Below are 23477 nucleotides of genomic sequence, written 5' to 3'. Positions count from 1 at the left end.
GTCAATAATGATGAAAGCATGGAAAAAAGTCGTCGTAATATTTGGGCTTTTAGGGGGTAGCAGTGTGCTTTATGCACAAAGTGCTGCACAGCAGTTGCGTGATTTTGCGCAACATGTAGCGGCTGCCACTGGCGAATTTAGTCAGCGTACCGTCGATGCACAAGGTAAAGAGCGCCCAGCGCAAACGGGTGAGTTTGCTTTCAAAAGGCCTGGCCAGTTTAAGTGGCAAGTAATTAAACCTTATGAGCAGCTGGTGCTCTCAGACGGTAAGCAGCTTTATCAATACGATCCCGACTTAAATCAGCTTACCCAACGTGGAGTGGACGAGGCCATAGGGGCCTCGCCGGCAGCGATTTTGTTTGGTTCAGGTCAGCTTGATCAAAATTTTGACCTAAGTGATAGACCGGATGCGGAAGGCCTGCAGTGGTTACGAGCCAAGCCCAAAGCCGGCGATGCCGGTTTTGAGTATGTGGATATTGCTTTTGATGATGGCACCCCGGCCCGATTGATTTTATTAGATGCGTTTGGGCAGCAAACGCTTATAGAACTAAGCCAGATCAATACCGCAGTAAAACTACAGGCTGCCGATTTTAGTTTTACGCCACCGGCTGATGTGGACGTGGTGACGCTGCCTTAAGAGTTGTTAAGCAAAGTTATTAATGAGCCAAGATTTATTTAAAAATACCCAGACCGTACCTTATGCGCCCTTAGCTGAAAAGATGCGCCCGCGCTCCTTAGATGAAATCGTAGGGCAAACGGACTTGGTGGCTGAGAGTAAACCTTTGCGTGTGGCTTTTGAGTCAGGCAGGCCGCACTCCATGATTTTCTGGGGGCCACCTGGTGTAGGTAAAACCACCTTAGCACGCATGATGGCGCAGAGTTTTGATGCGCAGTTTATTGCGATCTCTGCTGTATTAGGCGGTGTTAAAGACATTCGTGATGCCGTGGTCAAAGCCCAAGTGGCCCAAGGCCAAGGGCGTAGGACTATTTTATTCGTTGATGAGGTGCATCGATTTAATAAAGCGCAGCAAGACGCTTTTTTGCCTTATGTAGAAAGCGGGCTCTTTACTTTCATCGGTGCCACCACAGAAAATCCCTCTTTTGAGGTGAACTCAGCACTGCTGTCTCGCGCACGCGTGTATGTGTTGAAACCGTTAAGCGTAGATGAGCTGTTACTCTTGGTCGATAAGGCCATTACCGTTTTCACCACTGATAGAAAAGTGGAATTGTTATTTAGTGATGAGGCCAAAACCCAGCTAGCCACTTGGGCTGATGGGGATGCGCGGCGGGTGATTAATGCGGTAGAAGTGGTGGCGGAGTCCGCACAAGCGGCAGGCGTAACAAAGGTTGATGCGAGCTATTTAGAGCAGTCCTTATCCCAAAATTTACGCCGATTTGATAAGGGCGGTGATGCCTTCTACGATCAAATCAGTGCCCTACACAAATCGGTGCGCGGCTCAGACCCTGATGCCGCTTTATATTGGTTTTGCCGCATGATAGATGGGGGCGCTGATGCTAGCTATTTATCCCGTCGCATTGTACGTATTGCGTGGGAAGATATTGGTTTAGCGGACCCTAGAGCTATGCAAATAGTGAATGATGCGGCGGCTACCTTTGAGCGCTTAGGTTCGCCTGAAGGTGAGCTGGCTTTGGCGCAAGCTCTTATTTATTTAGCCATAGCGGCTAAAAGTAATGCGGGTTATATGGCGTATAACCAAGCACGAAAATATGCGGCCGAGCATGGTAGTGCGCCGGTGCCCGCCCATTTACGTAATGCCCCCACTGCGCTGATGAAAGAATTAGGCCATGGAGAAGCATATAGGTATGCCCATGATGAGCCGCACGGTTATGCAGCCGGTGAAAACTATTTTCCAGATGGTTTAAGAGCCAGATTTTATAAGCCCACTAATCGCGGTTTAGAGCAAAAAATTGCCGAAAAATTACAGTTTTTAGCAGACCTAGATAAGCAAGCTAAGCGTACTAAATAAGCGCGGTTAGCTATTAAAATCATTAAAGTTCAAAATATATTATTTTTTAAGGCCATATTGATATGTTAGACATAAATACGTTGCGTAGAAACTTAGACGAAGTGGTTGCTGGTTTAGCAAAACGCGGTGTGCAATTTGATACTGAGCGTTTTAATCAGCTGGAAGCACAACGTAAAGAGGTGCAGGTGCAGACTGAGGCCTTACAAGCGCGTCGTAATACAGTGTCTAAACTGATTGGTCAGATGAAGGCCAAAGGCGAAGACGCCACGGCGGAAATGGCAGAGTCCAAAGAGATTCCGCAGCAGCTGCATGAGCTAGAAAAACAGCTGGCAGCCATCCAAGCCGAGATGCATGAGTGGCTCAGTGGCTTACCAAATACCCCGCATGAATCCGTACCCGTAGGTGAAGATGAAGCGCAAAACGTGGAGGTGCGCCGTTGGGTGCCCGGTAATGAGGCCGCTGATGCTGTTCCTACCCCCTTTGATTTTGAAACCGCAGACCACGTGGCCATCGGTGAGCGCTTGGGCTTGGACTTTGAGTCTGCGCGTAAGATTGCTGGGTCACGCTTTATGATGCTGCGTGGTCAAATGGCCAAACTGCATAGGGCGCTGGCGCAGTTTATGTTAGATGTGCAAACCGAAGAGCATGGGTACGAAGAGTGCTACACGCCATATATGGCCAATGCCGCCACCTTATTTGGTACCGGGCAGTTACCGAAGTTTAAAGATGATATGTTTTGGGTAACCAAAGGCGGGCAAGATCATACAGATGAAAGCGAAGAAGAAGCGGGCCCGGCCGAAGATCTGTATTTGATTTCCACGTCTGAAATTACCTTAACGGGCTCGGTACGTGATGAAATTTTAAACCCGGCTGAGTTACCCATTCGCTTAACCGCCCATTCTCCTTGTTTTCGTTCTGAAGCCGGCAGTGGGGGCCGCGATACTCGCGGCATTATTCGCCAGCATCAGTTTGATAAGGTGGAGATGGTGCAAATTGTGCACCCAGAGCAGTCTTATGACGCCTTAGAGCAAATGGTTACGCATGCTGAAACTATTTTACAACGATTAGGGCTACCTTATAGGGTGGTTGCCTTGTGCACGGGTGATATGGGGTTTTCTGCCGCTAAAACCTATGATTTAGAAGTGTGGTTACCGGCACAAAATACCTGGCGGGAGATTTCTTCGGTTTCTAATTGCGAAGCTTTCCAAGCACGCCGTTTGCAGGCACGTTACCGTCCAGAAAAAGGCCGCCCGGAGTTTGTGCACACCTTAAATGGCTCAGGTCTAGCAGTAGGCCGTGCGCTAGTAGCGGTATTAGAAAACTATCAGCAAGCTGATGGCAGTGTGCTTATTCCTGAGGTGTTACAGCCTTATATGGGCGGGAAAAAGTCTTTAGGGGTAAAGAATGTCCAAAAGTAAAAATACAAATACAAATACAAATACAAATCAAGAAAATGAAAATAATGCCACTATTGATCAGCAACGTCGTAGACGCTTATTAACTAGCTTAGGGCTGGGTGTGTTGGGAGCCTACGTGGCCCCCACCTTATTTACGGTTGGGGAAGCCCAAGCGCAACGCCGGGGTAGCTATTCGGGGCCTCGTTATCCTCAGTGGCAGGGCGGGTCCTATTCGTACTCTTATTCTTATCCGCGGGGGCGCAGTCGTAACCGCAGCCGCATTCGTGATTACACTGAAGACCCCTTACTTATTTTGGAAGATGCCATTATTGGCTCGCAGCGTCGCTAGTGAGTTCTTCTGCTCTTGATTTAAGCCTGCCTCTGATTGGCCGCTGTGTGCGCCTAATAAATGCGCCAGAGGTAGCGCAGACTTTTGTTAAGGCGCTACCGGGCTGGCCTGTAAAACTACATGCCGCTCAAGGAAAGATGCCACCCCTTTATATAGCTCAAGATGCAGAAGGCTTATGGCAAGGTGAGGCAGATTCGGATGAAGAATATTATGTGCCGTCTCCCACTTCTGCTGTTTGTAGTGTGCTGGGGCCATTAATTGCTCAACGTTTAGCCTTGCAGCCCGAGTTATTCGGTCTGCATTGCGCTAGTGTAGAGATTAATAAGCAATTAGTGATTTTTCCAGAAAACAGCAAAGCGGGTAAAAGCACATTAGCAGCGGCTTTTGCCGCAGCGGGTCATAAGGTTTTTGGGGATGATGTGTTGGGTTTAACGGCCCAAGGTGAGGGCGTAGCAATGGGAGTGGCACCGCGGTTACGCTTGCCGCTGCCCAGCAGTTTTTCAACTGAGTTTGTGAATTACATACAACGCCACGCTGGTCCCCAAGATGATCGCTATGGTTTTGTATTACCCGCAGATAATGGTTTAGCCAGTTATACCGATGCGTGTAGCGTGGGGGCAATTGTTTTATTAGAGCGCTACACCTATGCGGACGATGATAAAGACCCCGATCCTGAGCTCATTGCTTTGCCACCTAGCGAGGGATTGCTACAACTTTTGAGTCAAAATCTTTCGCATCATGTCTCTAGTGAACAATTACTCGAGCGATTATTACCACTAATGCAGCGCATACCTTGTTTTTTGTTTCGTTATACTGAACCTTTAGCTGGTGCACGCTATTTAGCGAAAAATATAGAATCGTTACAGCGGGGATCTGTGCAACGCGCTAGCCTACTGAATTATGCTCCTGCTGAGACTGAGTTCACCTCTTTAATTGATTTGCAAAGCGTGTGTGCACCCGCTACTACAGTCAGTGTTTATCCGCTAGGTGAAGAATTGTTTTTAATTCACACGCTAAGCGGTGCCATTCATAAATTGAATTCTAGTGGTAGAGCAGTGTGGCAGCTGCTACAACAAGAACCGTTATCAGGTTATGAGCTAAGTGAACTTTTAGCAGCCCACTTTGAAGTGCCGGCCCCTAGGGTAGAAACAGATATTGCCGTTCTATTAACGGCATTAGCACAGGCCGATTTAATTGTTTTGCAATGAGCTTCTAGGCGTTTTGTGTCCAGGGCGGTTGGGGTGCGGCGGTTTTATATGAGGGGGCTTAGAGTGGTGCGGGGGTTTGCCATGATGCGGTGGCCGTTGCTCAGGAAAGTAAGGCCTGCCCGTGCTTTCGTAATGGATGGACGGGGCAATGTGTAAGATTTGCTCATCGCTATACTCTCGCCTAGGGCGAGACTGAGAATTTGAAGTAGAAGGCTTTGTACGCAATATCATTGTGTCAGAGCCTTTTTTGTTTTCTAAATAAATGGTTTCTGTGTGGCCAGAGGAGACAAAACCTAAAGCCACACAGAAAGTTATAATAATAAACGTGTTTTTTTTCATAAAAAACTAAGCCCGCTGATGGGCGGGCGTTGAGTTAAAGCCTATTGATGATTACGAAACCGCATATAACCTTTGGGCATAGGTAATAGTAAGGGTTGAGTATTGGAGTTTTCGTCTAGGTAAGCATGACGACGTTTGGGTTTAGCTGAGAAACTTAAAGCCCAAACCAGTAGGGGCAGCCAGAAGAAAAAGGATAAGACCTTAGCAAGCAAACCGTTTAAGCTGGCGTATCCTGTGGCAGCTGAAGCTTGGATACCTAAGAGTTGAGCCAGAGCAGGAAATTGCCCTATAAGCTCAACCACTAAGCTGCCCGGTATACGGAAAACCCAACGTAGCGTTTCCCATAACTCCAACATAGAGATATGGCCATCGGCATTGAGGTCTATAACCCACTGTAAAGATTGAAAATGCATCACGGACTCCTCAAGAGACCCGCCGAAAATGCACGGGTGACAATCACGAACTGACGCTGCTAGTTGTCTTATCTAATATAAGTAGAGTTTTTAGACTTCGCAAGAGGGTGTTTACCAGAATTTGTTTGCAGCGGCTTCTTAGCTTATTGGCGTTGTTATTTCGTCTAGGCATAGCCGCTCAGTCAGTGGGTTTCTCATACGGATAAGGCCGTGTGCGAGACTAAAAATGCTGGTGGAAATAGGTTTTTTATGCTTATTGTTTGTTTAGTTGTTTTTAGACATAAAAAATGGCGGGCAGGGTGAGATTCGAACTCACGTTACGCCTAAACGTAAACTGGATTTCGAGTCCAGCGCATTCGACCACTCTGCCACCTGCCCGCTAAAAGTAGTATTCTAGCAGAAAACCCGTAAAAAATACTAAAAATAGCGGTTAAAAATCACAAATATAGCAGTGTGAGCTGAGTGCGCAACGCGCTACACTAAAGAATCTTGTTTTATGGAATTACGGAGAAATTTATGCTTACTGATAAAACAGCAGTTATTACGGGCTCTACTAGCGGTATAGGTTTAGCAATTGCGCAGCAATTGGCGGCACATGGAGCAAATGTGGTGCTCAATGGTTTTGGTGATGCCGATGAAATTGAAAAAGTGCGTATTAACATAGAGTTGCAGCATGATGTGAAAGCGTATTATATCAATGCCGATCTCAGTCAAGCGGAAAGTGCGCGTCAACTCATAGACCAAGCCGTGCAGTTGGCTGGTAGCGTAGACATATTGGTGAATAATGCCGGCATGCAGCATACCGATAGCATTGAAGACTTTCCTACCGCAAGTTGGGATAAAATTATTGCATTAAATCTATCCGCTGTTTTTCATACTACGGCTGAAGTCTTGCCACATATGCAGAAAAAAGGCTGGGGTCGCATTATTAATATTGCTTCTACGCATGGTTTAGTGGCATCTGAGCATAAAGCGGCGTATGTGGCCGCCAAGCATGGAGTCGTAGGATTTACTAAGGTAGCGGGTTTAGAAAATGCAGGCACGGGTATTACCTGCAATGCCATTTGCCCCGGCTGGGTACGTACCCCTTTAGTAGAAGATCAAATTGAAGCCTTAGCCAAAGTAAATAATACCGATATTGAGACAGCAGCTAAAGAATTGCTTGCTGAGAAACAGCCTTCCTTGCAGTTCGTGATGCCAGAGCAACTGGGGGGCGCTGCTGTGTTTTTATGCTCGGGCTCGGCAGATCAAATGACTGGCACCACTATGACTTTAGATGGTGGCTGGACAGCTCGCTAATAAAAAAAGGTATTTAATATGTTGTTGTTTTTATTATCACCAGCAAAAAAACTGGATTACGACAGCCCGGTACGTACCAAGCTGTACACCCAGCCCCAAATGGTGCCGCAAGCGCAAACATTAATTACTATTTTAAAACAAAAAACGCCAGCAGAAATTCAAACGCTCATGAAGCTTAGCGATGCCTTAACGCAGCTTAATGTGCAGCGTTATGTAGACTGGGAGCCAACATTCACGTTAGAGAATGCACGCCAAGCAGTTTTAGCGTTTAATGGTGACGTGTATGAAGGGCTGCAAGCTAATGAGTTATCTGATGAGCAGCTGGAGTGGGCGCAGCAGCATGCACTCATTTTAAGTGGCTTATATGGTGTGTTACGCCCCCTTGATTTAATGCAAGCGTATCGCTTAGAAATGGGCACACGCTTAGCCACTGAGGCGGGTAAAAATCTGTATGCCTATTGGGGTAGCCAAATTGCGCACTACATCAATGCGCACTTTGAGGGCGTAAAAAAACCAGCGGTTATTAACTTGGCTTCTAATGAGTATTTTAAAGCCGTAGATCGTAAAACCCTAAAAGCCCCAGTAATTGATTGTGTTTTTCAGGATCAAAAAGGCGATGACTGGAAGATCATTAGTTTTTATGCCAAAAAAGCACGCGGCCTTATGTTGCGCTACGCCATTGATAATCAAATCAATAGCGTAGAAGGCTTAAAGGCCTTTGACCTAGATGGTTATGGCTTTGTGGCGGATGCATCTTCCGAGACTACCTTGGTTTTTCGTCGGCCTGAGCGGTAGTTGTTATTTCAGGCTGCAGTAGTTCCAAATGTTTTGGTGCCGGCGGGCCTGAGCTGAGCACCAAACCGCGCAAGTCTTGTCTAATTAGTTGCGTGGCCTTAATCATTTGGCGTAGCGGATAAGCAAGCATGGCAAGCTCGCCTTCTGTTTCTAGGCTACCTACGGCAGGGCCCTCAGTGCCATTAAGCTCACATTCAATGGCGGTTAGCGCCGTATTCACCCCTTCAGGTATATCAGGCAAGGCCGCTAGTAGTGGGATAGCGGCGCTAACTTGCGAAGCCAGAACATGATTTTGTATAAGTAAGTTGTTTAATAAAGAAACGTTTTGTTGACGGCTCACCGGTTCACTCATCATTCTATAGAAACCCGCCGCAAAGTTGCTAAATGCCACATGCACATTACCTCTCGCCACGCGCCATTGGGTGTCTGCTTCACTTAGCTCTTTTTCCAGTTGTTTTATATCTATATTGATAAGCTCTTTGTCCACATCTGGGTCGGCTCTGCGCCGGGTGATAGCAGTGTGCTCGCGGTTGAGGGCGGCGTAATGCAGGCCGGATTGTAAATATTTTTTATTCGCATTAATGGCCTCTTTGGCAAAGTTGCTCATGGAGCTGGCTTCCCACCATGGCAGCACATAACTACAAACCAGCGCAATTACGCTACCAATTAAGGTATCGAGCAACCGTTCACCAATGACAAACTCACTTTCGGTTTGTAGAAACTGAAAAGAGATCAGTACAAAAAGCGTGTTAAAAACCGCTGATAGCATGTAATTAAACTGCACTAAGCTTCTGCCTAAAATATAGGCAAGCAGCATAATTAGAAAATAAATCTCCACATCTGTGGTGAGCCGAATTAATAAAAAAGCAAATATGCTGCCTAGTAGCGTACCGCTGAGACGCCACGCATTGCGTTGCTTAGTTAAGGCGAAACCGGGCTTTAAAATCACTAGCGACGTTAAAATAACCCAGTGGCTATTTGAGGTCAACGTATTGAGTAAGGAGCTTTGAGGCGAAAGAGAAGACATAAGCGTAGGAATCGCCAAACCTAATAAGGTAGCTAAACCCATTCGTATTGAAAACCTAAAGTGGGGAGAATTCCACCGCAAATTGCTGGTAAACATTCCAAATCGAATTTGATCTCTAGATAAAAAGCGGCTTAGCGACTTATCTAAATATTGATCCATAGGCAAGTCTTGGCTAGGACGCCGAGTTTGAGCTCCCATATGGGCAATTGTTTTTTGGGCATTACGTAGACGACGTAATATTTGTACTAATAGGGCATATATTTCAGGTTCCTCAGTATTTAAACCACTGCGCTTATAACGTTCTAGCTCGTACTCCATGGCGCGCAGTTCGGCTTTTACATTTTGCTTTATGGTGGTTCTTTTAGAGCGTGAAATATTAAGAGCGATGTCGCTTATATTATTTGCCATTTTATAGAGAGCATCGCGAGCAAATAGCATGAAGTCGCTATCTGCCATACGTTTACGTAAATTGGTATAGTCCGTATGAGTAGCTACAAACAGTTCAAGTAGACTCACCATATTCATATGAATGGCGAGTAACGCTAAACGATGAGTGTTGGCCTGACTGGAGTCATCAGTGGGCAGCTCGCGCAACACAATGTCTCTAGTGGCTTGGTGTGCCTCACTCATTGTGGCTTGCACTTGAATTAAATCTCTATAAGCGGTTTCTAAGTCAGTGTTAGCGTCATAAAATTTAGCTCGTTCATAGACATATTCAGCAGTAGCAAATAAGGCCATGGCTAAGCTTAACCGTTCTTCTCTATAAAGAAAAACCTTACGAAATAGCGCGCTAAACATAAAGTAGAAAAGGGCCCCACCGGCTGTAAATGCCGTATGCGCTAACACCTCATCAGGTGTCATAGGAAAGCGCATATTCAAAGCCATTAATAATAAACAGGCAAAGCCGATCAACCCCACTCTTTTGCCAAATACATTGAGCATGGAGTAAAAAAAACTAAGCGTAGGGATGAGTAGCCAAAGCAAAATGACCGAACTAGAGCTTAATCCGGTAATAAAAGCGGTAAATGTCCCCAGTACCGCACCACCCAACATTTCATTGATTCTATAGCGCCGTGGCCCACCAGGCTGATCAATAATGGCAACACACAATGCACCCATTGAAACCACCACACCAATGTCATACAGCTTAAAAACACCCCCTAAAATAATGGCGGGTAACAGAACTCCAATAGACTGGCGTAGCCCACCAAATAAATGGTGGCTATAGATAAAGCGCTGTAGCTGAGAAATGGGCAATATCATTAGTAATAGGGAGGGCGTGGTTAGGTCTTAGTCTTGTTTTAGGTATATTAATACATGAGGGCTAATCCGGGTTGATTAGCACAATACCAACATACTATCTTATACAGTTGATCCCGTTTAAGGAAACAGGTTATTCTATATAATTCATTCTTATAGGAATGAAAATTGATAGGCTTGAAGTTTCACGGTTATCCGCCTGTTATTTGCGCCTCTATTTACTGCTGCTGGCCGCGTCACAAGCGCGAGATGCCGGGCTTTCATTTCAAGCTATACGCATATTGCGTGCTTGCCGTATTTCACAGAGTGCAGACGGCCCTCTAGTGTGCTTAGGTGGTGTGGTCTTGTGGGCTACTAAGCGCTATGCATGCTCTAGGGTTAGTTCAGACTCAGGCTTAAGTGCCATGTGAGGTATTCGAGCAAAACCTGAAAGGAAATATTTATCATGGAACTCAAAGGCGCTGAAATCGTAGTGCGCACATTAGCTGAAGAAGGGGTTGAACACGTTTTTGGTTACCCCGGTGGTTCAGTACTTTATATCTACGATGCGATTTTCGAACAAGACAAATTCCGCCATATATTAGTGCGTCATGAGCAAGCTGCAGTACATGCTGCTGATGCTTACTCTCGCTCTTCTAATAAAGTGGGTGTGGCTTTGGTTACCAGCGGTCCGGGCTTAACAAATGCCGTAACCGGTATTGCCACGGCCTATACAGACTCCATACCCCTAGTTATTATTAGCGGTCAGGTAAACTCTGCTGCTATTGGCGAAGATGCTTTCCAAGAGTGTGACGCGGTTGGTATTACACGCCCTTGTGTGAAGCATAATTTCCTCGTACGCGATGTACGAGAATTGGCTGACACCTTACGTAAAGCGTTTTACATCGCTAAAACGGGTAGACCAGGTCCAGTTTTAGTAGACATCCCTAAAGACATCACCTTAAACACCACGCGTTACACCCCAAAAAAGGGTGAGCCTAAGATGCGTTCGTATATGCCGGTGACTAAAGGGCATCAAGGTCAAATCAAAAAAGCCGTACAAATGCTCGCTCAGGCTGAGCGTCCTATGATTTACGTAGGGGGTGGGGCAATTCTATCTGATGCTTCTAAAGAGGTGATTGAGCTAGTAAAACAAACTGGCGCGCCTTGCACCACCACTTTGATGGCCTTAGGGGCTTTTCCGGGCGGCGATGATCAGTACGTAGGTATGCCAGGTATGCACGGTACTTACGAGGCCAACATGGCCATGCAGCACTGTGATGTATTGATTTCCGTTGGCGCGCGTTTTGATGATCGCGTTATTGCCAATCCCCGTCACTTTGCACAAGTACCACGCAAAATCATTCATATCGATATAGACCCATCTTCTATTTCTAAGCGCGTTAAGGTAGATGTACCTATAGTAGGCTGCGTGAAAGAGGTTCTAGTCGAGCTAAATAGTTTCTACGCCCAAAATAAGGCTGCTAGCCAAGCGAAAAAAACGGCTTTGGCTAAGTGGTGGCAGCAAATTAACGAGTGGCGTGCGGTTGATAGCTTGGCTTATGAAAAGTCTGACAGCATTATCAAGCCACAATCTGTGGTTGAGGCCTTATGGGAAGTTACCGGGGGCGATGCGTTCGTGACTTCAGACGTAGGTCAGCACCAAATGTGGGCTGCCCAATATTACCGCTTTAATAAGCCACGTCGTTGGATTAATTCCGGTGGTCTAGGCACGATGGGTGTAGGCCTGCCGTATGCCATGGGTGTGCAGATGGCTAACCCCGATGCGGATGTAGCTGTGATTACGGGTGAGGGCTCTATTCAAATGAATATCCAAGAGCTTTCTACGTGTTATCAGTATCACCTAAGTCCTAAGATTTTGTGCCTTAATAATCGTTATTTAGGTATGGTGCGTCAGTGGCAAGAAATTGATTACGGCTCCCGATACTCTGAGTCCTATGTAGATGCGTTGCCTGATTTTACTAAATTAGTAGAAAGTTATGGCCATGTGGGCTTACATATTGAAAGTCCCTCTGATGTGGTGCCGGCTATTCGTGAGGCATTCACTAAACATAAAGATCGTTTGGTATTTATGAACTTTATCACTGATCAAGCTGAAAACGTTTGGCCTATGGTTAAAGCAGGTAAAGGCTTAACTGAAATGATTCTGAATGCCGCTGACTTAAGAGAGGATGCCGAATGAAACACGTTATATCTATCCTTTTAGAAAACGAGCCAGGCGCCTTATCGCGTGTGGTGGGTTTGTTTTCAGCGCGTGGTTATAACATTGAAACGCTAACCGTAGCCCCTACTGAAGATGACACCCTATCACGCATGACCATAGTCACCACGGGTTCAGATGCTGTGATTGAGCAAATCACTAAGCACCTAAATCGTTTGGTCGATGTGGTTAAAGTGGTTGATTTATCTGAAGGGCCGCATGTGGAGCGTGAGCTTATGCTCATTAAGGTACGCGCGGTGGGTAAGGAGCGCGATGAATTCAAGCGTATGGCTGATATTTTCCGTGGTCGTATTATTGATGTGACGGATAAAACCTTTACCATTGAGCTCACTGGTGAGCAGGAAAAGGTAACGGCATTTATACAAGCCATCGATCGCAGTGCCATTCTTGAAACGGTACGTACCGGGGTCTCTGGTATTAGCCGTGGTGAGCGCATTTTAAAGTTGTAATTGGTAATTAAATAAACATCAATTGAATATAAACATAAACAAATACATTATTTGGAGTTGCACATGAAGGTTTTTTACGACAAGGACTGCGATCAGTCTTTAATCAAAGGCAAACAAGTTGCCATTATCGGTTATGGTTCACAGGGCTATGCGCATGCTAATAACCTCAATGAGTCTGGCGTTAATGTCACCATTGGTTTGCGTAAAAGTGGTGGTTCCTGGGCTAAAGCCGAGGCAGCTGGTTTAAAGGTTAAAGAAGTCGCTGAGGCCGTGAAAGACGCTGATGTGGTGATGATTCTTTTACCCGATGAAAGCATTGCCCAAGTATATAAAGAGCAAGTTGAGCCAAACATTAAAGCCGGTGCTTCTCTAGCGTTTGCCCACGGTTTTAATGTACATTACGGTCAAGTCGTACCGCGTGAAGACATCGACGTAATCATGGTGGCTCCTAAAGCCCCCGGTCATACCGTACGTGGCACTTACCAGCAGGGCGGCGGTGTGCCGCATTTAGTCGCGGTATACCAAGATGTATCCGGTGCAGCGCGTGATATTGCTTTATCTTACGCCAGCGCGAATGGTGGCGGGCGTGCCGGTATTATCGAGACTAACTTCCGCGAAGAAACCGAAACCGATTTATTCGGTGAGCAGGCCGTTTTATGTGGTGGTGCTGTTGAGCTCATCAAAGCCGGTTTTGAGACGTTGGTAGATGCCGGTTATGCACCTGAAATGGCGTACTTTGAGTGTTTGCATGAGTTGAAGCTTATCGTAGATTTAATCTATGAAGGCGGTATTGCTAACATGAACTACTCCATCTCTAATAACGCAGAATACGGTGAGTACGTAACTGGTCCTAAGATTGTGACAGATGAGACGCGTAAAGCAATGCGTGAGTGTTTAGCAGATATTCAAAGCGGTGAGTACGCGAAAAACTTCATTTTAGAGCACGCTGCAGGTGCGCCTTCTATGACTGCACGTCGTCGTATTAATGCTGAGTCTCAAATCGAACAAGTGGGTTCTCAGTTACGCGCCATGATGCCTTGGATTGCTGCTAATAAATTAGTAGACCAAGAGAAAAACTAAAACGCCTACTGAGCTGTATATGTAGGCGGTGCTTAGTCATCAATAATATCTCTGATACGTGCTGTGCATGTGTCAGAGATTTTTTTTTGAGTTATGCTTAGGGTATATACATTTTATGAAATGGGGTGCTATGCCAAGACTTCCTTCTGCTGAAAAAGACGATAAACGTAATAAAGGTATTTATTTATTACCTAATGCCTTTACTACGGCCAATTTATTTGCTGGCTTTTACGCCGTAGTCCAAGCCATGAATGGCCGATTTGAGGTAGCAGCCATTGCTATTTTCTTGGCTATGGTGTTTGACGGCATGGATGGCCGCGTGGCGCGTCTCACTAATACGCAGTCAGCTTTTGGGGAGCAGTATGACTCCATGGCAGATATTATTTCTTTTGGGGTGGCGCCGGCTTTTGTGATGTATGTATGGGCTTTACAAGATTTAGGGCGCTGGGGCTGGTTGGCGGCTTTTGTATTTGTAGTAGGTGCGGCCTTACGTTTGGCGCGTTTTAATACAAATATTGCGGTGGTAGATAAACGCTTTTTTCAAGGCTTACCAAGCCCTGCTGCAGCGGCGCTCATTGCTGGCTTTGTGTGGTTAGCAGTAGATAATAAACTGCGTATTGCTGATGGCCCTATGGCGTGGTGTGCCTTTGTATTAACTATATACGCTGGTGTGGCTATGGTGTCTAATGCGCCTTTTTACAGTGGAAAATCATTTGCTTTAGGACGCAGTGTACCGTTTTGGGTTATGTTGCTTTTTGTTTTACTTTTTGTGTTTGTTTCTAGTGATCCACCCATTGTACTGTTTGGGCTTTTCGTTATTTATGGCTTATCTGGGTGGGTGATTATGGGCTGGCGCTGGCGCAAAGCTAGGCGCCTAAATCAACAGCGTAAAGCGCGAGATTAAACCTGGCCTAATGTGGGGGCACCACCAGTTAAAATATATGGAGAAGTTTGCCGTCTCTAGTGGCCAAGGGGTCTGGTCCTGGGTGGTGATGCCTAACGATGTTTTGCTCATCAAAGTACACATACATCATACTATCCCAAGCTCCACTTTGTTTGTACCTATAAGACCACACTCGCATTTTGATGCCTCTATAAGGAGTAATGTCTTTCTCAGCAGGTGGGCCAAAATAGCACCAAACTCTTTCTTTATCCCAGATGCCTTCGCTAAGTAATGCAAAGTGCTTATCGTCTAGCACTTGATGCGCTTCGGTAAGTTGCTGTTGCGCGTTTATGTCTACCCCCCACGCTCGTTGACCCATCGGTTGCATAGACCAAACAAAGCGAGTTGGATTTTGTGCTGGGCAGCTTACAGTGGGGCGGCCGAACTTTTGTTCTAATTCCGTAAGAGGAGTGCCCGTTGGCATATCGCTAAGGGTTGTGCAGGCATTTAGAGCAAACAGACTCACAGCGCTTAAGGTTAAAATACGCAGCATGTGGGCTCCTTTTAAAAATCAATCGGCTTTTTGTTTGAAATCCGTTATAATCTATATCTTAGCACTGCTTTTAGCGGTGCTGTTTATTGTTATTGCACGTCAGGGCACACTCAGCCCTGTCGCTTGTTTTTTGAGGTTATACATGTCTGGTTCAAACATTAATAAAGCCGAAGTCGTTGAACAGTTTCAACGCACCAAAGGCGATACAGGTTCTCCTGAAGTTCAAGTTGCGCTATTAACTGCACGCATTAATACGCTTACAGATCACTTCAAGAGCCACAAAAAAGATCATCACTCACGTCGTGGTTTATTGCGTATGGTTAGTCGTCGTCGTAAGTTGCTTGACTACCTAAAAGATCGTAAACCAGGCGCTTACAGCGACCTCATTGAAAAGCTCGGTCTACGTAAGTGATTCACGGGCTTTGCCCCGCGATACAGCCGTGCATAGTGCGAACTTCGCTTCGCATGTGCGCGGCTTTTTTATTGTAAGGATATATCCTAATGTTCAACAAAGTGACAAAGTCATTCCAATACGGACAGCATCAAGTTGTAATCGAAACAGGTGAGATTGCTCGCCAAGCGTCCGGTGCTGTATTGGTCTCTATAGAAGACACCGTTATTCTCGCCACTGTGGTTGGCGCCAAAACCGCTAAAAGCGGCCAAGATTTTTTCCCTCTTACTGTAGATTATGTAGAAAAAACCTATGCAGCGGGTCGTATACCCGGAGGTTTTTTCAAGCGTGAGGGTAAGCCTTCAGACCGCGAGACCTTAACGGCTCGTCTCATTGACCGCCCGTTACGTCCTTTATTTCCTGAGGGTTTTTATAACGAAGTACAGATCATCATTCATGTGTTGTCTGTAAACCCCGAAATTAATCCTGATATTCCTGCGCTAATCGGTGCTTCGGCTGCCTTAGCTATTTCGGGTATTCCATTTAATGGGCCAGTGGGTGCAGCGCGTATTGGTTACGCTGATGGGGATTACATTTTAAATCCTTCAGCCACGCAGCTTGAGGAGTCGGCTTTGGATTTAGTGGTGGCTGGTACTGAGGCGGCCGTGCTCATGGTTGAGTCAGAGGCTAAACAGTTGTCTGAAGAGGTTATGTTAGGTGCGATTGCATATGGTCATGAGCAAATGCAAGCCGCGATTAATGCGATTAATGAGCTGGTAGAAGAAGCGGGTAAGCCGGAGTGGGATTGGCAGCCTGCACCTACTGACGAGACATTTATTGCTGCCGTTAAAGCTGCTGGTTTAGAAGACCTGAAAGCCGCCTATCAAATCCGTCAAAAGCAAGCGCGTACTGATGCCTTAAAAAATGTTTATGAGAAGGTAAATGAAACGCTAACTGCCGCTGCGGAGTCTGCGGGTACAGAGGTACCTGAAAAAGTCGCTATTGCGGATGTGTTATTTGATCTAGAAAGTGAAATTGTACGTGGTCAAATCTTAAGTGGTGAGCCACGCATTGATGGCCGTGATACACGCACCGTACGTCCTATTGAGATTCGTTTAGGCGTGTTGCCACGTGCCCACGGTAGTGCGTTGTTTACTCGTGGTGAAACGCAAGCCTTAGTGGTCACCACCTTAGGTACACGTCAAGATGAGCAAATCCTTGATTCGGTTTTAGGTGAGTCACGTGACCGCTTTATGATGCACTATAACTTCCCCCCATTTAGCACAGGTGAGACGGGTCGTTTTGGTGCTCCCAGACGCCGTGAAATTGGTCACGGTATGCTTGCTAAACGCGCTTTAACCCCATTATTGCCTGCGGCTGAAGAGTTCCAATACTCCTTACGCGTAGTGTCTGAAATTACCGAATCCAACGGTTCGTCTTCTATGGCTTCTGTGTGTGGTGCTTCTTTGGCCATGATGGATGCGGGTGTGCCTCTGACGGATCACGTGGCAGGTGTAGCCATGGGTTTAATCAAAGATGGTGGTAAGTTTGCTGTATTGACTGATATCTTAGGTGATGAAGATCACCTGGGTGATATGGATTTCAAAGTAGCGGGCACCAAAGATGGCGTAACTGCTTTGCAGATGGATATCAAAATCCAAGGTATTACCACTGAAATCATGCAGGTAGCTTTGGCCCAAGCCAAAGAAGGCCGTATGCATATTCTAGGTCGCATGCAAGACGCCTTAGATGGTTCACGCACAGAGCTTTCTGCTTTTGCTCCACGTATGCTGACAGTAAAAATCAATCCTGACAAAATCCGTGATGTCATTGGTAAAGGCGGCGCCACAATCCGTACTCTTACCGAAGAAACCGGTACTCAGATTGATATTGGTGATGATGGTTTGATCACTATTTCTAGCGCAGACTTAGATAAAGCTCAAGAGGCTGAGCGTCGTATTAAAGAGCTCACTGCTGAAGTGGAAGTGGGTCAAGAGTACGAAGGTCCAATCGTTCGCGTATTAGACTTTGGTGCTATTGTTCAAGTCCTACCGGGCAAAGATGGTCTGTTACACATTTCTGAAATTGCTAACTACCGCATTAATAACATCAATGATGTGGTTTCAGTTGGTCAAACGGTACGTGTGAAAGTTATAGAAGCGGATGACAAAGGTCGTTTACGCTTATCAATGAAGGCCATTGGCGGTATTGAAGCCCAAGGCGGTCCTCAGGCCCCCGAAGCCAAATCCACAGAGGAATAATCCCCCCGTAGGGGTCGGGCCATGCCCGATCCTCAATAAAAAACCCTGCAAGATTTAAAACCTTGCAGGGTTTTGTATTTTGGTGCATCCACCCGGAATCGAACCGGGACGAACTTGCGTTCGAGGGATTTTAAGTCCCTTGCGTCTACCTATTCCGCCATGGATGCGAATTCTTTTGGTGTGGTTGGCGGAAGCGGTGAGATTCGAACTCACGGATGAGTTACCCCATCGCTGGTTTTCAAGACCAGTCCATTCAACCACTCTGGCACGCTTCCTAGCTGAGCCACCAAAGACATAACTATAACCTAACTTTTTTCATTTGTCACGCATTATTTCACTTGTAGCGATAAAGCAGCATAAATACTACAAAATGATATATACAATGAATCTATATTTAAAACTTTAAAACCAAAACAATTAAGACGACTAAGACATTGAGGGAAAGAAGATGGATCAAACGATGCTGGCAATAGAGATTAGTAAACCCGGTGGACCTGACGTGTTGTTGCCGGTGCAACGTCCCATGCCTGTGCCTAAAGCAGGGCAGGTTTTAATAAAGGTAAGAGCAGCGGGTGTTAATCGTCCCGACGTTTTTCAACGTAAAGGCCATTATCCGCCGCCAGCTGGCGCCTCAGACTTGCCGGGGCTGGAGGTGGCGGGCGTGATTGTGGCAGGAGATACTGTTGGCACATCTTTTGAAATGGGCAGCGAGGTGTGTGCCTTAGTGGCCGGTGGTGGCTATGCTGAATATGTAGTGGCTGAAATTGGGCAATGCTTGCCTGTACCAAAAGGAATGGATTTAATAACCGCAGCGGGAATTCCAGAAACGTTTTTCACTGTTTATAGTAATGTTTGGCTAAGAGGTCAGCTTAAAGAAGAAGAAACGCTATTGGTGCATGGCGGTGCTAGTGGTATTGGGACTACGGCGATTCAGCTAGCTGTGGCTCAGGGGCACAACGTGTTTGCCACGGTGGGATCAGACGAACGTGTGGCTGCTGTTAATGCTTTAGGCGCTATAGGTATTAATTACAAAACTCAAAAATTTGAAGAAGTGGTGAAAGAGCAAACCGCCGGCAGAGGCGTAGATGTTATTTTAGATATGGTGGCCGGAGGATATGTAAACCGTAATATACGCTGCTTAGCTGATGACGGTCGTATTGTGATTATTGCTCTCTTGGGAGGCGCTAAGGCTGAGGTAAACGCGGGGCATATTCTAAGTAGGCGTTTAACGATCACCGGCTCTACCTTGCGTCCTCGTTCTAATGTATTTAAAGCAGAAGTTGCCACTAAACTACAACAGCACGTTTGGCCTCTATTAGAAAGTGCCCAAGTAAAACCAATAGTGCATGCTACTTATCCTCTTGCTAATGCCGATCAAGCCCATGCCTTAATGGAAAGTGGAGCACAAATAGGTAAAATCATCCTTACTGTGTAGGCATTTCGCTCAATGGCAAGCTACAATGCATGGTTTAGTAGTCGCAAATCTAGATTTGTGGCTTAAACCCTACAATTGATTTTTACTATGACTAAACAACGGTTGGTAATAGGTAACTGGAAGATGCATGGTTCGCTAGCATCAAATCAGCAGTTACTTGAGCATCTTATTAGCGGCCTAAGCCAAGCGCATGCACATAGCGATGTTGTTGTGTGTGTGCCACATCCTTATTTGGCACAGGTGCAAGAAAGCTTAAAAACAAGCGCTATGCAGTGGGGAGCACAGAATGTAAATGCAAATCCACACGGTGCGTTTACAGGCGAAGTGTCAGTTGCCATGTTGCAAGATTTTGGCTGTGAGTGGGTTTTAGTAGGGCATTCAGAGCGTCGCGCCCTGTATGGTGAAAGTAATGCCGATGTGTTAGCTAAAACACGGGCGGCTTTGGATGCAGGCATGACTCCAGTAGTATGTGTGGGTGAAACCGAAGAAGAGCACACGGCAGGGCAAACAGAAGCGGTGATTTCTCAACAATTAGAATCCCTCCTGGGTCTAGATGCTGCGTTATTATCACGTATTGTGATTGCTTATGAGCCAGTTTGGGCCATAGGCACAGGTAAAAGCGCAAGCCCTGAGCAAGCGCAGGCTGTGCACGCTTATATTAGAGCTTTATTAACTCAGCATCAGGCAGCCAGTGTGCGAGTTTTATATGGTGGTAGTGTAAATGCCACAAATGCGGCAGAGTTATTTGCTATGCCCGACATTGATGGTGCTTTAGTGGGCGGAGCCTCACTTAAAGCCGCCGACTTTTTATCTATAGTAGCCGCATAGCGGCTCGGAGCGTTTTCATGGAATGGTTAAATACCGCATTACATGCAGTGCAAGTGATTGCAGCATTGTCTATTATTGGTTTGGTTTTATTGCAGCAAGGTAAAGGCTCAGAAATGGGCTCTGCTTTTGGCGCTGGTTCTTCAGGTAGTGTGTTTGGTGCTGCTGGCGCGGCAAACTTTTTGTCACGCATGACAAAATGGGCTGCAGTGGTGTTCTTTTCTGCCACTGGCGCTTTAGCTTGGGTTAACTATCAACCGGATCCTATTGAGGCTGAGCAAAGCATTATGCAGGGCTTCGAATCGATTATTCCTGGATCTGCACCTAGTTCTGTTGCGCCTGAACAACAGGCTGAGAAAGATGCCAGTGTGCCTTCTGTGCCTGTGGTGCCTGTAGAGTAGGTTGCACAAATGGCCTTTAAGTCCTAGGAGCAGTTTATAAGAGGTGTTGTGCTATCACAACGAAATAAGCGTGCTTTATGTGGTTTTTTAGCCCTTATTATTACTTTTAAAATTGCTGTGCTATGATTTGATTCTTCGGTATTTAGTGCGCTGCATTAAATATTGCCGACGTGGTGGAATTGGTAGACACGCTATCTTGAGGTGGTAGTGGCGAAAGCTATGCGAGTTCGATTCTCGCCGTCGGCACCAAAATTTTAAAACCGAGCTAGTCTCGGTTTTTTAATACTTGATTGTTTAGGCCAATGCAGGCTTAAATAGAATTAACACTTCAGCCGCTGTGGTCGAAGAGATGCATGAAATGACAAGTTTTGTAGTTGGTTTTATGTGTGTTTAGCTAAAACTAAAAATTTGTGAATATGCCCTTATAAGTATGGGTTGTTGCATTAAAGCAACGAATAATCACAGATATCTTAGAGTTTTACGCTTAAACGTAGCCAGCGCTGCAAAATTTTGCTGCAATAGCATCAACTTCCCATTGCGGAGTTAGAAAGAGCAGTAGCACATAAGATATTATTTGGCTGCTCTGATTTACTCAAAAATCCACGGAGATTTCACAAATGAAAAAGACTCTGCTCGCTGCTGCTCTGATGGCCGGTTTTGCTGGCATCGCTCAGGCAGAAACATCTGTAACACTATACGGTATCGTTGACGGTGGTATTGGCTACCAAAAAACCAAAAACGACAATTTTCAAAATACTCGCACAGGTCTAATTGACGGTGTTCAGTACGGTAACCGTTGGGGCCTAAAAGGTTCTGAAGATCTAGGTAACGGTCTACGTGCTGTGTTCACACTAGAGAGCGGTTTCAATCTAGGTGATGGTACTCAAGCTCAATCTAACAAAGACAATGATCGTCTATTTGGCCGTCAAGCCACTTTAGGTTTGGCTGGTGATAGCTGGGGTCAAGTTGACCTAGGTCGTCAAACAAACATTGCATCCAAGTACATCGGTAACATTGCTAGCCCTTTCGGTAGCAGCTATTTACAAGCCAACGTAGGTGCGGTTCTATCTGCAGCGAACACAGCCCGCTACGACAACATGGTTATGTACCAAACACCTAACTTCTCTGGTTTCCAGTTTGGTGTAGGTTATTCTTTTAACGTGAATGGCGGACAAGCCGGTGTAGATAAAGACCGCGTAACTGGTGAGAAAGTTAAAACTGACCAGCACGCTGTAACCACAGGTTTACGCTACGACAACGGTCCTATCGGTGCAGCGTTATCCTACGATCAGTTCAAGAGCCGTAACAACATTATTGGTGATGACACCACAGTTAAAGCATGGGCTGCAGCATTCAGCTATGACTTTGAAGTTGTTAAATTACACCTAGGTGGTGGTCAGACTCGTGATGGTATGTTTGCAATGCAAAATTACCAAGCAGCTGATGCTCTACCTGGCGTAGGTTCCTTCACTGGTGCTAAAGGTCTACGTATCAACTCTTACGTAGCTGGTGTAAGTGCTCCTATCGGTGCTGGTACATTAATGGCTGGCTGGCAAATGGCTGACCTCAGCAAATTGCCTACAGATCTACGTGGCCAAGGTATCGACAGAAAAAAACAACACACATATAGCTTAGGTTATGTGCATCCTTTGTCTAAGCGCACAGACGTTTACGCCATTGGTTCTTATGCTAACAACGTAAACTTTATTGATAGCCAGAAGTCCACTTTGGCTGGTGTTGGTGTAACACACCGCTTCTAATAACTTAGCGTAGATTACTACGTTTAGTTAGAGCTAGTTCGCTGGCTTTTAAGAAGAAAAAGCCACTCTACGGAGTGGCTTTTTTTGTGCTTAAAATAAATTGTACACAGTACGTACATTTATAAAAGGGTATATGGCAGTCATCGCTAGAGTAGGTGCGCCATATAGACTTATATAAGACATAAGTTATAGTTGTATGGGGTTTACACTTAAAAACCTTATGTAAGATGTTATAATTTAAGAGTTTATTCACTTGTGAGTGGGTGTTTGCATGAATCTGCAAAATTATTTTCCCGTATTACTTTTCATCATCGTAGCAACGCTGATTGGCTTTGCCTTATTAGCTGCAGGCCGCATTCTAGGCCCTAACCGCCCTTACGATGAAAAGCTTTCTTCCTACGAGTGTGGTTTTGAGACTTTTGGCGATTCCCGCATGAAAGTTGATATACGTTACTACCTCATCGCTATTCTTTTCATTATGTTTGATTTAGAAATTGCTTTTTTGTTCCCATGGGCTATGGCGCAGGGAGCAGTAGGCATAGTAGGTTTCTGGACCGTAATGGTGTTCCTGCTGATTCTAACGGTAGGATTCATTTACGAATGGAAAAAAGGCGCTCTCGATTGGGAGTAATAGCTTAAACGCTTTAAAGGCATACATATGGCTATCGATGGCATTCTAAAAGAAGGTTTTGTTACTACCAATGCAGACAAGTTTCTTAATTGGGCTAAAACAGGTTCGCTCTGGCCCATGACCTTCGGGTTGGCTTGTTGTGCAGTTGAGATGATGCACGCCGGTGCGGCACGTTATGATTTAGACCAATTCGGCATTATTTTCCGTCCCAGCCCACGTCAATCTGATTTAATGATCGTAGCAGGTACCTTATGTAATAAAATGGCGCCTGCCTTACGTAAAGTTTATGATCAAATGGCAGAGCCGCGTTGGGTGGTTTCCATGGGGTCCTGTGCAAACGGTGGTGGCTATTACCATTATTCGTATTCCGTAGTACGCGGTTGTGACCGCATTGTGCCCGTTGATATTTATGTGCCGGGCTGTCCTCCAACGGCTGAAGCTTTAGTTTATGGGTTGTTGCAAATGCAAAACAAAATCCGTTTAACTAATACCATTGCCCGTTGAGCTTAAGA

24 protein-coding genes and 4 tRNA genes are annotated in these 23477 nt (G+C 45.8%); 21 read left to right on the top strand and 7 right to left on the bottom strand.

What is annotated here, in order from left to right; all coding sequences use genetic code 11:
* Window positions 1-7: 7 nt before the first annotated feature.
* From lolA to AC2UZJ_RS02265, 5 genes are all read left to right on the top strand, one after another.
* On the top strand, window positions 8-637 hold the full coding sequence (lolA, locus tag AC2UZJ_RS02285) for an outer membrane lipoprotein periplasmic chaperone LolA (protein ID WP_486948492.1): 630 nt from the start codon (window positions 8-10) through the stop codon (window positions 635-637).
* A 22-nt stretch (window positions 638-659) separates the two neighbouring features.
* Window positions 660-1988 (top strand): replication-associated recombination protein A, encoded by a 1329-nt coding sequence (locus AC2UZJ_RS02280; RefSeq protein ID WP_486948491.1) that lies wholly within the window; start codon window positions 660-662, stop codon window positions 1986-1988.
* Between the two features lie 62 nt (window positions 1989-2050).
* Window positions 2051-3406, top strand: a complete 1356-nt coding sequence (gene serS / locus AC2UZJ_RS02275; protein WP_486948490.1) for a serine--tRNA ligase — start codon at window positions 2051-2053, stop codon at window positions 3404-3406.
* On the top strand, window positions 3393-3734 hold the full coding sequence (locus AC2UZJ_RS02270) for a hypothetical protein (protein ID WP_486948489.1): 342 nt from the start codon (window positions 3393-3395) through the stop codon (window positions 3732-3734). The genes serS and AC2UZJ_RS02270 overlap by 14 nt, the downstream gene beginning before the upstream one ends.
* Complete coding sequence (locus AC2UZJ_RS02265) at window positions 3734-4942, top strand: PqqD family protein (RefSeq protein WP_486948488.1); 1209 nt, start codon at window positions 3734-3736, stop codon at window positions 4940-4942. The genes AC2UZJ_RS02270 and AC2UZJ_RS02265 overlap by 1 nt, the downstream gene beginning before the upstream one ends.
* Here the strand turns inward: AC2UZJ_RS02265 and AC2UZJ_RS02260 are convergent.
* The 3 genes from AC2UZJ_RS02260 to AC2UZJ_RS02250 all read right to left on the bottom strand — a co-directional run bounded on the left by AC2UZJ_RS02260 (window position 4925) and on the right by AC2UZJ_RS02250 (window position 6072).
* Window positions 4925-5281, bottom strand: coding sequence for a hypothetical protein (locus AC2UZJ_RS02260; RefSeq protein ID WP_486948487.1), 357 nt, complete (start codon window positions 5279-5281; stop codon window positions 4925-4927). The genes AC2UZJ_RS02265 and AC2UZJ_RS02260 overlap by 18 nt on opposite strands.
* A gap of 41 nt (window positions 5282-5322) precedes the next feature.
* Complete coding sequence (locus tag AC2UZJ_RS02255; RefSeq protein WP_486948486.1) at window positions 5323-5694, bottom strand: hypothetical protein; 372 nt, start codon at window positions 5692-5694, stop codon at window positions 5323-5325.
* Between the two features lie 288 nt (window positions 5695-5982).
* Window positions 5983-6072, bottom strand: a tRNA-Ser gene (locus AC2UZJ_RS02250).
* Between the two features lie 138 nt (window positions 6073-6210).
* Between AC2UZJ_RS02250 and AC2UZJ_RS02245 the strand changes: the two genes are divergently transcribed.
* Both AC2UZJ_RS02245 and yaaA read left to right on the top strand, forming a co-directional pair.
* Entirely contained in the window at window positions 6211-6993 is a 783-nt protein-coding gene (locus AC2UZJ_RS02245; protein ID WP_486948485.1) for a 3-hydroxybutyrate dehydrogenase, read from the top strand.
* A gap of 21 nt (window positions 6994-7014) precedes the next feature.
* Window positions 7015-7788 (top strand): peroxide stress protein YaaA, encoded by a 774-nt coding sequence (yaaA, locus tag AC2UZJ_RS02240; RefSeq protein ID WP_486948589.1) that lies wholly within the window; start codon window positions 7015-7017, stop codon window positions 7786-7788.
* Here the strand turns inward: yaaA and AC2UZJ_RS02235 are convergent.
* Window positions 7757-10078, bottom strand: coding sequence for an FUSC family protein (locus tag AC2UZJ_RS02235; RefSeq protein WP_486948484.1), 2322 nt, complete (start codon window positions 10076-10078; stop codon window positions 7757-7759). The genes yaaA and AC2UZJ_RS02235 overlap by 32 nt on opposite strands.
* Before the next feature lie 158 nt (window positions 10079-10236).
* On the opposite strand from AC2UZJ_RS02235, the gene AC2UZJ_RS02230 reads away from it, so the two are divergent.
* The 5 genes from AC2UZJ_RS02230 to pssA all read left to right on the top strand — a co-directional run bounded on the left by AC2UZJ_RS02230 (window position 10237) and on the right by pssA (window position 14729).
* Window positions 10237-10485 carry a hypothetical protein gene (locus tag AC2UZJ_RS02230; protein WP_486948483.1) on the top strand — a complete coding sequence of 83 codons (249 nt, stop codon included), beginning with the start codon at window positions 10237-10239 and terminating at the stop codon, window positions 10483-10485.
* 35 nt (window positions 10486-10520) lie between these two features.
* Entirely contained in the window at window positions 10521-12257 is a 1737-nt protein-coding gene (ilvB, locus tag AC2UZJ_RS02225) for a biosynthetic-type acetolactate synthase large subunit (RefSeq protein WP_486948482.1), read from the top strand.
* Window positions 12254-12745, top strand: a complete 492-nt coding sequence (gene ilvN / locus AC2UZJ_RS02220; RefSeq protein WP_486948481.1) for an acetolactate synthase small subunit — start codon at window positions 12254-12256, stop codon at window positions 12743-12745. The genes ilvB and ilvN overlap by 4 nt, the downstream gene beginning before the upstream one ends.
* 63 nt (window positions 12746-12808) lie before the next feature.
* The gene (ilvC, locus tag AC2UZJ_RS02215) at window positions 12809-13825 is read left to right on the top strand and encodes a ketol-acid reductoisomerase (protein WP_486948480.1); all 1017 of its coding nucleotides are present in this window, start codon (window positions 12809-12811) and stop codon (window positions 13823-13825) included.
* 115 nt (window positions 13826-13940) lie between these two features.
* On the top strand, window positions 13941-14729 hold the full coding sequence (pssA, locus tag AC2UZJ_RS02210) for a CDP-diacylglycerol--serine O-phosphatidyltransferase (RefSeq protein ID WP_486948479.1): 789 nt from the start codon (window positions 13941-13943) through the stop codon (window positions 14727-14729).
* 28 nt (window positions 14730-14757) lie between these two features.
* Here the strand turns inward: pssA and AC2UZJ_RS02205 are convergent, their stop codons facing one another.
* Entirely contained in the window at window positions 14758-15261 is a 504-nt protein-coding gene (locus AC2UZJ_RS02205; protein ID WP_486948478.1) for a hypothetical protein, read from the bottom strand.
* Window positions 15262-15403: 142 nt separating this feature from the next.
* Here AC2UZJ_RS02205 and rpsO point away from each other — a divergent pair, with 142 nt between their 5' ends.
* Both rpsO and pnp read left to right on the top strand, forming a co-directional pair.
* On the top strand, window positions 15404-15673 hold the full coding sequence (gene rpsO, locus AC2UZJ_RS02200; protein WP_486948477.1) for a 30S ribosomal protein S15: 270 nt from the start codon (window positions 15404-15406) through the stop codon (window positions 15671-15673).
* An 89-nt stretch (window positions 15674-15762) separates the two neighbouring features.
* The gene (gene pnp, locus AC2UZJ_RS02195) at window positions 15763-17913 is read left to right on the top strand and encodes a polyribonucleotide nucleotidyltransferase (RefSeq protein WP_486948476.1); all 2151 of its coding nucleotides are present in this window, start codon (window positions 15763-15765) and stop codon (window positions 17911-17913) included.
* Between the two features lie 80 nt (window positions 17914-17993).
* Here pnp and AC2UZJ_RS02190 read toward each other — a convergent pair.
* Together AC2UZJ_RS02190 and AC2UZJ_RS02185 are read right to left on the bottom strand one after the other, a co-directional pair.
* A tRNA-Leu gene (locus AC2UZJ_RS02190) sits at window positions 17994-18080 on the bottom strand.
* Window positions 18081-18098: 18 nt separating this feature from the next.
* A tRNA-Ser gene (locus tag AC2UZJ_RS02185) sits at window positions 18099-18188 on the bottom strand.
* A gap of 185 nt (window positions 18189-18373) precedes the next feature.
* Between AC2UZJ_RS02185 and AC2UZJ_RS02180 the strand changes: the two genes are divergently transcribed.
* The 7 genes from AC2UZJ_RS02180 (at window position 18374) to AC2UZJ_RS02150 (ending at window position 23469) form a co-directional block, all read left to right on the top strand.
* Window positions 18374-19348 (top strand): NAD(P)H-quinone oxidoreductase, encoded by a 975-nt coding sequence (locus AC2UZJ_RS02180; protein WP_486948588.1) that lies wholly within the window; start codon window positions 18374-18376, stop codon window positions 19346-19348.
* Window positions 19349-19435: 87 nt separating this feature from the next.
* Window positions 19436-20176 carry a triose-phosphate isomerase gene (gene tpiA / locus AC2UZJ_RS02175; protein WP_486948475.1) on the top strand — a complete coding sequence of 247 codons (741 nt, stop codon included), beginning with the start codon at window positions 19436-19438 and terminating at the stop codon, window positions 20174-20176.
* Window positions 20177-20193: 17 nt separating this feature from the next.
* Complete coding sequence (gene secG / locus AC2UZJ_RS02170; RefSeq protein WP_486948474.1) at window positions 20194-20574, top strand: preprotein translocase subunit SecG; 381 nt, start codon at window positions 20194-20196, stop codon at window positions 20572-20574.
* Between the two features lie 164 nt (window positions 20575-20738).
* Window positions 20739-20823, top strand: a tRNA-Leu gene (locus AC2UZJ_RS02165).
* Between the two features lie 368 nt (window positions 20824-21191).
* Window positions 21192-22334 carry a porin gene (locus AC2UZJ_RS02160; protein ID WP_486948473.1) on the top strand — a complete coding sequence of 381 codons (1143 nt, stop codon included), beginning with the start codon at window positions 21192-21194 and terminating at the stop codon, window positions 22332-22334.
* A gap of 271 nt (window positions 22335-22605) precedes the next feature.
* Window positions 22606-22965, top strand: a complete 360-nt coding sequence (locus AC2UZJ_RS02155; RefSeq protein ID WP_486948472.1) for an NADH-quinone oxidoreductase subunit A — start codon at window positions 22606-22608, stop codon at window positions 22963-22965.
* Window positions 22966-22992: 27 nt separating this feature from the next.
* Window positions 22993-23469 carry a NuoB/complex I 20 kDa subunit family protein gene (locus tag AC2UZJ_RS02150; RefSeq protein WP_486948471.1) on the top strand — a complete coding sequence of 159 codons (477 nt, stop codon included), beginning with the start codon at window positions 22993-22995 and terminating at the stop codon, window positions 23467-23469.
* Window positions 23470-23477 lie beyond the last annotated feature (8 nt).

It is taken from the genome of Paenalcaligenes sp. DL 309 (assembly GCF_057475285.1).
This window is presented reverse-complemented; position numbering and strand designations above follow the sequence as displayed.

Excerpts from the sequence above, each read along its gene's own strand:
- AC2UZJ_RS02150 (WP_486948471.1), top strand. The coding sequence starts at position 22,993 with ATGGCTATCGATGGCATTCTAAAAGAAGGTTTTGTTACTACCAATGCA.
- ilvC (WP_486948480.1), top strand. The coding sequence starts at position 12,809 with ATGAAGGTTTTTTACGACAAGGACTGCGATCAGTCTTTAATCAAAGGC.
- ilvB (WP_486948482.1), top strand. The coding sequence starts at position 10,521 with ATGGAACTCAAAGGCGCTGAAATCGTAGTGCGCACATTAGCTGAAGAA.
- AC2UZJ_RS02155 (WP_486948472.1), top strand. The coding sequence starts at position 22,606 with ATGAATCTGCAAAATTATTTTCCCGTATTACTTTTCATCATCGTAGCA.
- AC2UZJ_RS02270 (WP_486948489.1), top strand. The coding sequence starts at position 3,393 with ATGTCCAAAAGTAAAAATACAAATACAAATACAAATACAAATCAAGAA.
- AC2UZJ_RS02180 (WP_486948588.1), top strand. The coding sequence starts at position 18,374 with ATGCTGGCAATAGAGATTAGTAAACCCGGTGGACCTGACGTGTTGTTG.
- ilvN (WP_486948481.1), top strand. The coding sequence starts at position 12,254 with ATGAAACACGTTATATCTATCCTTTTAGAAAACGAGCCAGGCGCCTTA.
- AC2UZJ_RS02280 (WP_486948491.1), top strand. The coding sequence starts at position 660 with ATGAGCCAAGATTTATTTAAAAATACCCAGACCGTACCTTATGCGCCC.
- AC2UZJ_RS02160 (WP_486948473.1), top strand. The coding sequence starts at position 21,192 with ATGAAAAAGACTCTGCTCGCTGCTGCTCTGATGGCCGGTTTTGCTGGC.
- AC2UZJ_RS02255 (WP_486948486.1), bottom strand. The coding sequence starts at position 5,694 with ATGCATTTTCAATCTTTACAGTGGGTTATAGACCTCAATGCCGATGGC.
- secG (WP_486948474.1), top strand. The coding sequence starts at position 20,194 with ATGGAATGGTTAAATACCGCATTACATGCAGTGCAAGTGATTGCAGCA.
- AC2UZJ_RS02245 (WP_486948485.1), top strand. The coding sequence starts at position 6,211 with ATGCTTACTGATAAAACAGCAGTTATTACGGGCTCTACTAGCGGTATA.
- pnp (WP_486948476.1), top strand. The coding sequence starts at position 15,763 with ATGTTCAACAAAGTGACAAAGTCATTCCAATACGGACAGCATCAAGTT.
- AC2UZJ_RS02230 (WP_486948483.1), top strand. The coding sequence starts at position 10,237 with ATGAAAATTGATAGGCTTGAAGTTTCACGGTTATCCGCCTGTTATTTG.
- AC2UZJ_RS02235 (WP_486948484.1), bottom strand. The coding sequence starts at position 10,078 with ATGATATTGCCCATTTCTCAGCTACAGCGCTTTATCTATAGCCACCAT.
- lolA (WP_486948492.1), top strand. The coding sequence starts at position 8 with ATGATGAAAGCATGGAAAAAAGTCGTCGTAATATTTGGGCTTTTAGGG.
- tpiA (WP_486948475.1), top strand. The coding sequence starts at position 19,436 with ATGACTAAACAACGGTTGGTAATAGGTAACTGGAAGATGCATGGTTCG.
- serS (WP_486948490.1), top strand. The coding sequence starts at position 2,051 with ATGTTAGACATAAATACGTTGCGTAGAAACTTAGACGAAGTGGTTGCT.
- rpsO (WP_486948477.1), top strand. The coding sequence starts at position 15,404 with ATGTCTGGTTCAAACATTAATAAAGCCGAAGTCGTTGAACAGTTTCAA.
- AC2UZJ_RS02260 (WP_486948487.1), bottom strand. The coding sequence starts at position 5,281 with ATGAAAAAAAACACGTTTATTATTATAACTTTCTGTGTGGCTTTAGGT.
- AC2UZJ_RS02205 (WP_486948478.1), bottom strand. The coding sequence starts at position 15,261 with ATGCTGCGTATTTTAACCTTAAGCGCTGTGAGTCTGTTTGCTCTAAAT.
- pssA (WP_486948479.1), top strand. The coding sequence starts at position 13,941 with ATGAAATGGGGTGCTATGCCAAGACTTCCTTCTGCTGAAAAAGACGAT.